The sequence below is a fragment of the Dapis purpurea BLCC-M126 genome (genome assembly GCF_050015975.1).
GTDB lineage: Bacteria > Cyanobacteriota > Cyanobacteriia > Cyanobacteriales > Microcoleaceae > Trichodesmium.
The window spans coordinates 1-12,371 of sequence record NZ_JBNHER010000199.1 but is presented as its reverse complement, the minus strand read 5'-3'; the positions used below and the strand labels follow the sequence as shown (position 1 = coordinate 12,371).

Annotated in this window: 13 protein-coding genes; 3 read left to right on the top strand and 10 right to left on the bottom strand. The window is 34.4% G+C overall.

Translation table 11 applies throughout. The annotated features are described in order from the left end of the window. Positions 1 to 228 precede the first annotated feature (228 nt). Entirely contained in the window at positions 229 to 1,278 is a 1,050-nt protein-coding gene (locus ACP6PL_RS17575) for a hypothetical protein (protein ID WP_426546558.1), read from the top strand. A gap of 226 nt (positions 1,279 to 1,504) precedes the next feature. On the opposite strand, the gene ACP6PL_RS17570 is transcribed toward ACP6PL_RS17575, so the two are convergent. From ACP6PL_RS17570 to ACP6PL_RS17545, 6 genes are all read right to left on the bottom strand, one after another. Then, complete coding sequence (locus ACP6PL_RS17570; protein WP_426546557.1) at positions 1,505 to 2,128, bottom strand: ribonuclease D; 624 nt, start codon at positions 2,126 to 2,128, stop codon at positions 1,505 to 1,507. 146 nt (positions 2,129 to 2,274) lie between these two features. Further along, entirely contained in the window at positions 2,275 to 2,544 is a 270-nt protein-coding gene (locus ACP6PL_RS17565) for a hypothetical protein (RefSeq protein WP_426546556.1), read from the bottom strand. Next, the gene (locus ACP6PL_RS17560) at positions 2,492 to 2,626 is read right to left on the bottom strand and encodes a DUF6972 family protein (protein WP_426546580.1); all 135 of its coding nucleotides are present in this window, start codon (positions 2,624 to 2,626) and stop codon (positions 2,492 to 2,494) included. Before ACP6PL_RS17560 ends, ACP6PL_RS17565 begins: the two co-directional genes overlap by 53 nt. A 46-nt stretch (positions 2,627 to 2,672) precedes the next feature. Then, positions 2,673 to 2,828 carry a DUF6972 family protein gene (locus ACP6PL_RS17555; protein ID WP_426546555.1) on the bottom strand — a complete coding sequence of 52 codons (156 nt, stop codon included), beginning with the start codon at positions 2,826 to 2,828 and terminating at the stop codon, positions 2,673 to 2,675. A 92-nt stretch (positions 2,829 to 2,920) separates the two neighbouring features. Beyond that, on the bottom strand, positions 2,921 to 4,546 hold the full coding sequence (locus ACP6PL_RS17550; protein ID WP_426546554.1) for a calcium-binding protein: 1,626 nt from the start codon (positions 4,544 to 4,546) through the stop codon (positions 2,921 to 2,923). 370 nt (positions 4,547 to 4,916) lie between these two features. Then, entirely contained in the window at positions 4,917 to 6,131 is a 1,215-nt protein-coding gene (locus ACP6PL_RS17545; protein ID WP_426546553.1) for an HhoA/HhoB/HtrA family serine endopeptidase, read from the bottom strand. Positions 6,132 to 6,945: 814 nt separating this feature from the next. Here ACP6PL_RS17545 and ACP6PL_RS17540 point away from each other — a divergent pair. Beyond that, positions 6,946 to 7,803: an ABC transporter permease gene (locus ACP6PL_RS17540; RefSeq protein ID WP_426546552.1), complete on the top strand. Its 858-nt coding sequence runs from the start codon at positions 6,946 to 6,948 to the stop codon at positions 7,801 to 7,803. A gap of 805 nt (positions 7,804 to 8,608) precedes the next feature. Here ACP6PL_RS17540 and ACP6PL_RS17535 read toward each other — a convergent pair. From ACP6PL_RS17535 to ACP6PL_RS17520, 4 genes are all read right to left on the bottom strand, one after another. Continuing rightward, positions 8,609 to 8,713 carry a hypothetical protein gene (locus ACP6PL_RS17535; protein WP_426546579.1) on the bottom strand — a complete coding sequence of 35 codons (105 nt, stop codon included), beginning with the start codon at positions 8,711 to 8,713 and terminating at the stop codon, positions 8,609 to 8,611. 147 nt (positions 8,714 to 8,860) lie between these two features. After that, positions 8,861 to 10,063, bottom strand: a complete 1,203-nt coding sequence (locus tag ACP6PL_RS17530; RefSeq protein ID WP_426546551.1) for a HEAT repeat domain-containing protein — start codon at positions 10,061 to 10,063, stop codon at positions 8,861 to 8,863. A gap of 21 nt (positions 10,064 to 10,084) precedes the next feature. Beyond that, on the bottom strand, positions 10,085 to 11,074 hold the full coding sequence (locus tag ACP6PL_RS17525; protein WP_426546550.1) for an NACHT domain-containing protein: 990 nt from the start codon (positions 11,072 to 11,074) through the stop codon (positions 10,085 to 10,087). Between the two features lie 102 nt (positions 11,075 to 11,176). Continuing rightward, positions 11,177 to 11,413 carry a hypothetical protein gene (locus ACP6PL_RS17520; RefSeq protein ID WP_426546549.1) on the bottom strand — a complete coding sequence of 79 codons (237 nt, stop codon included), beginning with the start codon at positions 11,411 to 11,413 and terminating at the stop codon, positions 11,177 to 11,179. Positions 11,414 to 11,995: 582 nt separating this feature from the next. Between ACP6PL_RS17520 and ACP6PL_RS17515 the strand changes: the two genes are divergently transcribed. Beyond that, entirely contained in the window at positions 11,996 to 12,325 is a 330-nt protein-coding gene (locus ACP6PL_RS17515; protein WP_426546548.1) for a hypothetical protein, read from the top strand. Positions 12,326 to 12,371: the final 46 nt, after the last annotated feature.

The window sequence follows — 12,371 nt, the reverse complement described above, 5'->3', positions numbered from 1 at the left end:
ATAGCCGCTTCTTTTCCTAACAATAAAACTCGTCATCCCACCAACAGCATCGCCCAACTAAAAAACCAAATCGAAGCCAAACTCAAAGATTCATCCGGCAAAATTCAAACAGGAAATCTCGGACAAACTTGGTTAGTTTTAGCGGAATTAGCTAACAACAAAAACCCAGAAGAAATCGCCAAACAATGCTGCGAAAAATTAAATCTTGGCTTCGACTGGGAAAAAGATTTGCAAGGTCAAGGAAAACTGTTAGGAGGAACAATCTTTGAATTACGACAATACGGCATTACCATGTCAGAAAAGATAGATTTTTCCTCACCACCAACTATTGAAGAAATCCAGAAAAATAATCATCTCATAATTTCTCTCTATCCCAACGAACAAACTGCCAAAAAAGCAGCAGAATTTAACTTTGATTTGCTCCGTTTACTTTGTTACCGGCACAAAATTTTCTGGGCTTACGCTCAGAGTCGCTATCTGAAAGAATTACTCAAAAAATCTACTATAGAAATTCAAGAATATATCCAAGAAATCCAGAAATATCAAAACCCTAGTTTAAATCTCAAACCACTACAGAAAATATTAGTAAAATCTCAAACAACTTTATCTAACTATTCAATTAACTTAGGCTATTTCGACAGTCAAATCCGCACCATAGAAATTAATCTGCTCAACTACCAAAGACGCTTAGATAGAATCAGAGAAAAAGCCACAGCAAAAGCCCTCAAAAATCTCTTGCCAGAAAACATTCCCACTCCAATTTACCAACTTTCCAGATTAACAATAAATGGAGAAGATATTTCATCAATATTAGCTCGTTTTATAACCACCACCGGAGTCACTACCGACCTCAAATTTCTCGAAAAATTCCCTCAAGAAATAACCGAAAAATATCTGCTGCAAATGCAAAAAGACTATGCCAATCTCAGCCCCAATTTAAAACTATTAGAAGACCTAATAAACTCCATTCGTGGCATCACAGAAATAGAACAAGCAGAGAGCGATCGCCACTTTCAAGAACTCGTAGCCATTCTCGGTGTGGGATTAGGTGCGGGTGCCAGCATTGCTTCCATAGCTGGGCACTTTCCCTATGTCATTGATACTGCCAAAGCTAGTCATCATCCAGTAGGCAAGTTTCTGTCTAAATATTCAGTACCCGAACCCTGGTTAGCACCAGGAATCTCAATTATATTGAGTTTGGGTGCCAGCGTTATTGGTATAGTGGGAGTTAAACTATGGTGGTATGTAGCCAAAAAATGGGAGCAACGTTCTCGGTGATAACAGAGTTACTATTGATGGGGTGATGGGGTGATGGGGTGATGGGGTGATGGGGTGATGGGGTGATGGGGAGATAGGGTGATGGGGTACTATGTCTAATAATCTGATTATCCGATCCATATTTCGACTTAAATTTAGGGTAGGGTTGCGGAGCAATATTGCCTCATATTTTTGCACTAAAAATGGCATAAAAAAAACAAATATAGCTCCACAAATCCTAACTTAATTAATGCTCAAAAACATCTTTATAATGCAATAAATCTAACCCCACAAACACAGGTAAACATTCAAAACACTGTTGTGCTAACTCCCATCTTTCCTCACGTTTTAACATCCCAATTAACTTCTCCCTAACACTCAATAAATACCGGACATCATTAGCAGCATAACTTAATTGTTCCTCTGTTAAATTAACTGCATTTCCCCAATCAGAACTTTGAGCAGATTTATCTAACTCTACTTTTTCTAACTCCATTACTAAATCTTTTAAACCATGTTTTCCTGTATAAGTTCGTGCTAACTTACTGGCAATTTTGGTACAAAAAATTGGGGAAACTTTAATATCTAAATGATGCTGCAACATTGCTACATCAAATCTAGCAAAATGAAATATTTTAACTATTCCAGTTGCCTCCATTAATTGTTTCAAATTCGGTGCTTCTTGTTGTCCTTTTTCAATACGAATAGCTGTAACTTTGCCTTGAGGGTCACATAACTGGACTAAACATAAGCGATCGCGCGATGGTAATAAACCCATTGTTTCTGTATCCACTGCAATACTATCAGCTTGCAAATAATCAGATAATGTGGCCTCAGTTAAATCGCGATCGTATACTTGAAAATCACTCATTACTCACCTAATAATTACTAATATTTTTTCAGACTTAGTAATTATACATTAGAGAGTAACAAGCATTGGGTGGAAAATGCTAATCTAGCACCAACCCTATACGACTAAAGTGCTTACTACAAACAGGCGATCGCTCTTTTATGTCCCTAAATTAACTCCGAAGCTTTAAGTCGTCCTTCCAAAGGTTCGTACTCATCCTCCAGCAACCAAAACTGAGCCTCATCATAATTATCGCTCTGAAAAATCAGACGATAGCCTTCAGCAGGATCGTAAACGTGACACCTTCCGTCTGAAGCACCGAGCAACAAAAGTAGATAAGGAGGAGACAAAGTAGGATCTATCCATACTTCGCTAAATTGCCAATTATCTTTTACTAGGTCGAGTTCTGGGGATAACATGGTATTGGTTTTTGTCATTTATTTTGATTTCGCCATAATAAAGTGCAATGCGACTACCGTCAGGACTAATTCTATAACCAATGGGTTCTGCAAACAGCATTCCATAGCGGTCATATCCCCTCACGGTATCAGTAAACTCTCCTCTTTCAATTATACCGAGCAACCTGGTTCATAGTAGGTTCATCATTAAAAACATGAGCTGCACGTCCTTTTCTCAAAAGTCTTTGCATTTGGGGAGTATCTGGTAAGTGCTTGGCAACCTGTGTGGAGTCAAGAACAATTGGACGATTAATTCCGCTCATTTAATTCGTTAATTGGTTTCTCTTTTAATGATTATACAGAATAATTCACTCTTTTAACTTCCTAAGAAAGCGATCGCCATACCCAATTTATTCTAAATCACAATCAACCCACTTTGAAGTTCTGACTCTGTTACCCCAAGCACAATAGCAATTAAATCTCCATCGACAAAAATTCCTGTACCTCGATCCGTACCTACAGAAGCAGATCCTAAAACAATTCCATCACCACCAAATGCAATTATTCTGTCATTTTCTAAATTATTCAGATCGGTAATTATTGCATAATCACTACTACCCGCAAAACTGTAAAAAGCAACATTGCTATTACCCAAAATAAAGGTATCAGTTCCCACACTACCAGTCAAAAAATCAATCTCATTTTCTCCAGACTCACGGCCTGCACCAATAATAAAATCGTTACCCAAACGCCCAATAATAGTATCGTCGCTCAAGTCTCCACTAAGAGTATCATTCCCTGCACCACCATCAATAAAATCATCATCCTTACCACCAAATATTAAATCATCACCTTCTCCTCCACTCAACTCATCATTACCCAACTCTCCTAGGATAAAATCTAAATCAAAACCACCATCAATTACATCGTTACCTTTTCCTCCACGAATAGTATCGTTACCTGAGTTACCCTCCAGACGATCATTATTTCTGTTGCCGAAAATAATATCATTCCCTTCATTGCCAAAAACACTGTCATTATCTTCATTACCAAAAATACTGTCGTTCCCTACTCCACCTTCTAGGCGATCGCTATCTTCATTGCCGAAAATACTGTCATTACCAACATTGCCAAAAATACTATCACTGCCCACATTACCACGGAGACTATCATCACCACCACCCCCATCTATTTCATCGCTACCTGTATTACCCCGGATAGTATCATTCCCTTCACCACCAGCCAGAATATCATTATCTTCATTCCCTAAAATACTATCATTACCACCTTGCCCATCAATAGTATCTATTCCGACATTGCCAAAAATAGTGTCATCATCTATCCCCCCAACAATACTATCACTCCCTGAATTACCAAACAGACTATCATTAGCTGCTTGCCCATCAATAGTATCATTTCCACCAAGACCAAAAATGGTATCACTGTTAAGAGTACCTTGAATAAATTGAGGAGTATTATTACCAATAATTGAACCCGGTGGAAATTCACCATCGGGGAGAAAAGGAGGCTGAGTCGGAATATTTACACCATCTACAATGCTAGAACTATTAACATCAATTCTACCATTTTCTAAGGTGACGGAACCAGAAATTGCAATAGGTTGATTTGGCTGTAAACCTAATGCTATGGCATTAAATTCATTTAATAAATTAACAAAGTATATTTGACCATTAGAATTGAGAATAAATTGATTATCATTAACGACAAAACCAACAGTCCCAGAGATAGTTTGTAGACCAATAATTGGTGGTGGTGGTCTTGTACCATCCTGATTAATTAGAATTGTATTAATTAGGTTAAGTCGGTTATCTTCTATGTTGACAAAACCTGTTAGTCTAACTGACTGACCAACCTGTAAACCTAAGATTGAAGTATTTAGTTCATCTATCAGGTCAACAAAAAAGTTTTGACCATTATCTGCCGTCAGAATAAAAGTATCGTTACCAGTAATAGAAAATATTTTTCCTGCTATTTCTGTTAATGTTAATTCTAACTGGGAGATGGTTCTAATGGTTGTCATTTGTTTTAGGTAACAGGGAATAGAATAGAATAGAGGCGCACCTCTACCTCATTAGTTGAGAAGTATTATTAGAATATGTTTTGTTTTTCTAGACGTACAACGATAATCAAATGTTTCATCAACTCTCAAATAATAGTTAATTATTGTTGGGTAAGTATTTATTACGGAATGCTCCGCAAACAAATGACTATAGCAATCCTAAATGATGTGTGAAAATTTTTATAATAGTTAATATATGAGGGAAAACCTTGAAAATTATGACTCCTGACTCCTGTAGGGGCGAATCGCGATTTGCCCCTACAACTAAAATCTCACAACTGAAATAAGATTGCTATATATTAATTATCAATTATCCATTATTAATTATCCATTACTCTTCTACTTCTGATTCGACTGACTGGGGAAAAGCGTCAGGTTTAACCAAAATTTTGGCAATTTTCCGATTACGAATTACCTCAACTGCTAAACTTTTACCTACTGAACTTTTTTCTACTTCTTGCTGAACTTCTGTCGGACTTTTAACTGCTACTCCCCCTACTTTTTGAATCACATCTCCTTGACGTAAACCAGCTTTAGCTGCTGGAGAATCTTCTATAACTCGCTTAATTACCACACCTTGATTATGCTTAATTTTTGTTTGTAATTGTCTATTAATTTCATCCTTTACTTCGGGAGTTAAATCAACCATTGAAATGCCTAAAAATGGATGCTCTACTTTCCCATAAAGAAATAATTCATCAGCAATTCTTTTTGCAGTTTCTATCGGAATAGCAAACCCTAATCCCTGAGCATCCGCTCTAATAGCTGTATTAATCCCAATTACTTGACCCTGATCGTTTAAAAGTGGCCCACCAGAATTGCCAGGATTAATTGCAGCATCTGTCTGAATAAAGCGAACTCGTTTGTCTGGAATACCTACTTGAGAACTGGTGCGACCAATAGCACTAATAATTCCGACTGTTACAGTATTGTCCAAACCTAGAGGATTACCAATAGCGATCGCCCATTGTCCCGGAATTAATTGTTCCGATATGGCCATAGATACCTCTGGCAAATCTGTGGCCTCAATTTTAATTATTGCTATATCAGTCAGTGAGTCCACTCCCTGAACCACACCCTCAAAAACCCGGCCATCTTTTAGAGTCACTTTAACGGTATCTGCTCCATCAACCACATGAGCATTTGTAACTAAGCGACCATCAGCACTAATAATCACTCCAGACCCAGTACCACGCTTAATTTGTTCTTCTGGAGCAGGCAAATTTTCGCCAAAAAAACGTTTTAATAGAGGATTCTTTAAAGCTTCTGGAACTTGAGTTGTTAACTTTTTGGCTGCATCAATACGGACTACTGCTGGACCTACTTTTTCCACTGCTTCGGCAATAAAATTATGATTAGTAGAGGAAACTAGGCCATTTCCAGAAGTTGGAGTAGATGGTTGTGTTTGTTCCTTGACTACAGGTATTGCATTAATTTGGTTAACCAGTTTTTTAGCTTCGACATAATCATGACCCAACCATCCTGTGCCACCACCAATGGACAATAGAGAAAAATATAGGGTCAATTGTTTGAAGGATAAAGTCATTTGTTTTTCCCGCTAGATAATCCTATTTTTAAATATCTTGGATAGGAGGGAAGGGGGCGGATTTTACCACATTCCCATGAACAAAAACATAAACTTGTTTATTTATTTAGTCAGTTGAGGACTAATAGATAAAGACTAGGAAAAAATTCTTAATAGTCCTATTTGAATTAGATTTTAAGTTAAAGAGAGTTTGGCTCCACTGCCATTGTTTAGGTTGATTGGAAGTCGAGAGTGATTTTGATATTAATATCATTATACTTCTACATAATCAGGTACACACTTTCTGGCAAATATCAACAAGATTTATTATTTTACTTGAAAAATAACTGTAGAAATTTTGATTCTATATCTGAAATTACCATTATTTATCAGTAATTCACGTCTCAATTGGCTCTTCAGAGAGTTAATATTTTTTAATATTGATTAATTATTAGTAAATTCGACCTTGGTGAGATACACCCATAGCGGGAAAAAACCACACAAACATTTAATTTTTAATATCTGTACTTCATATACAACCGAATCTGCTGTATGAGCAATAAAGATAAATCTATTTTGGTTTTATACTAAAAATTTGCAATAAAGCTGTCTGAGTATGTAAGAGAAAAAAATATCTCTAATAATATTGTGTCTGGACAATTAGTAATCAAAAAAAATTATATTTCCTACTCTGTTGTAATTTCTTTTTCTTCTCTATTCCCTTTTCCCAGTCACGATTTATTTATAAGGATTTAACCGAAGATGATATCCTATATTATCTAGTGTTATTATTTGGGTTATATTGAATAGGATAACTAGAATTAAGTATTAGATTATGCCGAGTGCTATTACAAAAAATAAGGAACAACAATTAACACAAACGAAATCACACAATCAAATCCTAAATCAGCTATTTTCTCTTGATATAATTGCTCCTGTAATCTTAGGAATTATTGTATTAATAACATGGGAAATTTCGGTGCGGGTGATGAATATTCCACCCTATTTATTGCCGGGGCCAATATTAGTAATTAAGACAATGATTGAAGAATGGAATTCATTATTTACTTCTTTGTTAATTACTATAAAAATTACTCTTGTTGCTTTAGCAGTAGCTGTGGTTTCTGGTGTATTGATTTCTATGTTATTTGCTCAGAATAAATTGATTGAAAGAAGTTTATTTCCTTATGCGGTAATTTTGCAGACTACTCCTATTGTGGCGATCGCTCCTTTGATTATTATTTGGCTCCGAGATAATACTTTTGCCGCATTAATTCTTTGTGCTTGGATTGTAGCATTTTTTCCAATTATTTCTAATACAACTTTGGGATTAAATAGTGTTGATAAAAATTTGAGCGATATGTTTAAATTATATGGAGCTTCTCGTTGGCAAACTCTAATTTATTTGAGATTTCCTAGTGCTTTACCTTATTTTTTAGGAGGGTTAAGAATTAGTGGTGGTTTAGCATTAATTGGGGCAGTAGTAGCTGAGTTTGTCGCAGGTACGGGGGGCGCTCGTTCTGGCATTGCTTATCAGATTTTAATGTCTAGTTATAATTTGCAAATTCCGAGAATGTTTGCTGCTTTATTTTTGACGACTGGTTTAGGAATAGCTATTTTTGTATTGTTCACAGTTTTGTCAGATTTTCTGTTAAAAGATTGGCATGAAAGTGCTGTTAAGAAAGATAGTTAAGACTAAATTTTATTTACTTATTTTAGCTAGGGTAGGTTGGGTTGAGGAACCGAAACCCAACCAAGACATATTATACTAAATCTGGTTTACACGGAAGCTTTATTAAAAGGGTAAGACACTTATGCTGGAGGCAGAAGGCAGAAGGGTTAGAAGGATTTAGAAAAACTAGCTTTTTATAAGCAGATTTAGTCTTATATTAGACACCTCTAAAAAAGAATATTTATAGCGGTTTTCACAAAGGTAGACTACAGGAGCAAGATAAGTATCTAAGTTAAAGACCTAGTAGTTGTATTCCATATTAATGAAAAGCTGTATAATTTCCAGAGATGTCTATTAATAATTAGCGATCGCCTCTATCAACAAAGTGTTTGTTTCTAATTTACAAATGAGAAGATTGCTCTCAAAGTTATACTGGAGGTTAGGGGTGGTTTTCTCAAGATAATTACACTATTTGGAAAGGAAAATTTTGATAATTATTCATTTGTATCGCTCCTAATAAAACACGGAAAAGTATAGTTATTTTCTAATGTTGTTAGTTTCTGAATTTGTAAGTATTCAGCAGTCACTTATATGTCATTAGCTAATAACCAGATTAAGTCTGAATCAAGAATCTATCCCACTAATACAATTTTTCAACATTTCACGATTTTTCCATTAGCTCAATGTAAAGATTTCAACAATAGTAGGAGAAGTTCAATCGATGATAATTAAAAATATTAGTTAAAGCACATAGTTTATCATACTCTATCTATTAGTTTTTGCTTTTTATTGCTGAATGCTAATGGCGGATCGCTAAATGTTTATCTTAATTTTCAGTGTTAGTATTTGTCAATATATAATAATTTTGATAAAAATCTTGGTAAGGCATAATCTTGGCAAAATGCCATAAAATATTATAACAAGCCCATATAGGATTTTGCTCAAGATAACATGAGAAAAGATGGGCTTTATCTAGACTGTTTTCCCATAAATATAAAAAGCGATCGCTGACTTTTTTTACTATTAGAGGAAATAAATTTTCTGGAATAGAAAAAGCTTGATGATTGGTAAGTATAATTTATAAACAAGCTGCTGCTTTTTCACGATTCTTGTTATGTTCATCTAATAATTCTATTAAAGCATTTACAGTATTGATAATTTTTGGTTCTAGCTCTAAATTTAATTCTGCTAATGTTAAAGCAAATTTATCTTCTTGAACAGGAGGATGAATATTAAGATGAATTCCTAGTTCTTCTAGAATTTGAGCAGCATTATACTTTTCTAAAGAGTTTGATGAAGAGTTGGATTTAGCAATTTCAGTCAATGTTTGAATAGCATATTTATAACTAGGATAATCTGGAAAAGTTTCATTTATAAACAGTATAGAATATCTTATTTTTTCTCTATCATGTAAATGATGTGTTGAACTCTTGAGCATTTCAGTGAAACAGTTAAGGAGAGATTCTTTAATATCTCCATCAGAAATTTTAACTAAGCTTTGAACAGCTATTCCTTGACACCATATCTTTTCATTGTCACCACCATTTATTATAGATAGCAACTCTTGAATACAATCTTCATCTCCATAAGCTATATCTCCTAATATCCTGATAATTTCATAATGGTTGTAGCTTTTATCTTTCAATAATTTAATTAAAGGCTTAATTGCTTTTTCCCTATTTGTTTGTTCAAGGATAACTCTTGCATCCTGTGCAATTGGGTCAAATGGAAATAATTTCACACTTAAATCAATAACATTCTTGATAATTTCATCGCTGAGACAACTATCAAACTCTGTCATACCTACTGCTGCAAAAAAATACCCTCTTTGTTGATAAAAATAATGTACTTTATCTTTGGCCTTAAATTCAATTAATATCTTGATAAATTCTTCCTTTGTTTCAGATGAAATATCTTCACGCCCCAACCATAATAAAATTACCTCTTTCCACTGAGGCTCAAAAATTCTATACACACAATCTTTGCCATTATGTTTTAAAAACGGATTCGGATTTTCATTGTTATGATTTAGGAAAAAATCCCAATGTGGAACTGCCAATGCTGCAAAATATTCCTGAAAAGTAGGATGCAAAAAAGCATAAACTTGCTCATCTGGGTCTTTTTCATCTACCATTGCCAATCCTACTTTATTCAGCCATCCTAATTTTAACGCCCACCAAAATAGAGATTTTTCTTGCTTGGGTTCCCCTAAAAAATCTTTAATGAAACTCTCTCTTAATCGAAACTGATAATCTACACCATCAATCGCTTTTTTTGCCAATTCTCCTAAAGCTTGATTTAGTTATTTTTGCTCCTTTGGAGAAAGTAAAAAATCCTGCTTCTCATCTTTCCAAAAATAGTGTGCTTTTACCAATCTTTGATAAATTCCTGCCTTATTATCTGGCAACTTTCCCTGTCTGATTTCCCATGTTCGACATAATAATGTTAACCGTAGAGGATTTTTGATTAAATCTTTAATCCGATCGCTAGATTTTTCTAACTCTTCCCATAACTTTTGACCTAAATTAGACGGTTCAGCAAACCATTTTTCCAGAATAAATTTCTTGACTTGCTCAGGATAGGAAAAATCTAGATTTCGATAAACATCAAAATCATTAACAATAGCGTTTTTTTCCACATCCCAAATATTCAATCGACAACTTAAAATTATCTTTCCTTCATTCACCCAACCTTTTTTTATTTCTTGAGCAAGAATAGTCAGTGGGTTGCGAAATGTTCCTGCCATCTCATCCACACCATCTAACAGTAACCAGATCTTACTATCCTCGAATTGTTCGACAAAATTCTCTTGTAATTCTTCGGGAATTTTCCGAATTGATGAAACTGCTGTAGGTGATATTTTCTTGATAATTGGCAATGCTGCTTTTAACCAATTTTCCAGTAAATATTCTTCTAGTGTTTTGCTATTTTGCCAGTCTGCTAAATCTATCCAAATAGGTAAACCACCACTATTTAATATCTCAAAAGCAACTTTCTGTAATAGGGTAGTTTTTCCTACTCCTGGTTCTCCAATAATAGCGATACGTCCTCCCTGACTTTTGATAGTTTTTCCTTGTTGGATGACTTGTTCAAAAAATACCTCATTTTCTATAGGAGTAACTTTTTCTTGGTAAAACTCCGAGCCTTTTTCTGCTGGATTATTAGGATTTGGTCGCTCTAGTTTTTGACGTTCAACTAATCCTAACGGAACATAAATATCTAAGATTTGTTTATTGCCAACTCCTGTCAGAGAGCGTGTTGTTAACCATTGTTTTTTTTGTTGCTTTAGCATTTCGTCGCAAATTTTTTGCAAGTCAATAAAAGCGTTCAGGTTTTGATTAAGAGGTTTTTCAGTTTTGCTCTGAGAGTCAGATATATATTGTTTATTTAAAAATTATTGTAATAGTTTACCTTTTCCTTTTTTCTGTGAATCAATCTGAAATTTTTCATACACTTTTCCCAGTCTTGTCTTGACAGCAGATTCACCTAAATTTAGATTACTTGCCAATTTGACAATACTTCTAATTTTTCCTTTCTGAGCAAACATTTCGATAAATGCTTCTCTTTCCAATTCATCTAAACCGTAACTGTCTGCCATATCTTCTAAAAATTTTTCCCAAGATTCTGCCATAAATTTTATTCCTCCTTTTACTTACAACAAAAATAAATTATAACTGAAGCTATTTTTCTTCTCAATCATTACTACAGCAATTTCCATCTCTGAATGAAGTACAAAATTCCTTTGTTTTAGGGAGTAGGGAATAAGGAGCAGTAATTCGGATTACAAGAAATAAAAAAGGAGAAAAAAAACGATGTTGCTGAATCAAGGTATAAAAATCAAAACTGAATAATCTCAAGTATTTGTTATTCAAGAGTTTAGCAATTGCCAAAAAATACAAATCATACCCACCCATCAGCAACGCCAAAAAAACGAGTGCATCTCATATTTGCAAAAATACTTTTTTCCTATTTCCTATTTCCTGTTTCCTATTTCCTTTTCCCTGTTCCCTAAAAGCGATAAATTTTTGGCTTTATTCAAAGATGTACCCAAAAAAACTGTACCTCAGTAACTTGAGAAACGGTATATATGTTTATCTATTTCCACTTTTTGAAGACATTAATTATACTTTGTTTGTACTTTCATTAGACCACAAGTCATTAAGAAGGTCATAACATAGATTTAGTAGAAAAATTAAAACCAAAGGAAACTAAAATGACAAACTCAATTGAATATATCAAACTTGCTAAAGAATTTGCCGATAAATATGGCATAGAATATTTAGACCGCCTTATCACACTAGCTGAAAATAAAAATCTTCCCAATACTCAATCAAATCTCACTAACACAAACCAAGTCAACCAAGAAAAAATATTAGAGGAAGTTATCGCAGCAGGTTTTCAACTTAACCCTTGGCTAAAAAACTTAATTTTACTCAACTCTTTTGAAGTAGTTAGACAAGCGATCACTGTTGTTGAAGAAAATGAAATCTGGGGAAATGTTCATAACCGGGAAGGTTTATTAGTAGAAGCTATTCTTCATTAATTGATAATTGATAATGGATAATTGATAATTACCTCTGGTTAAAACC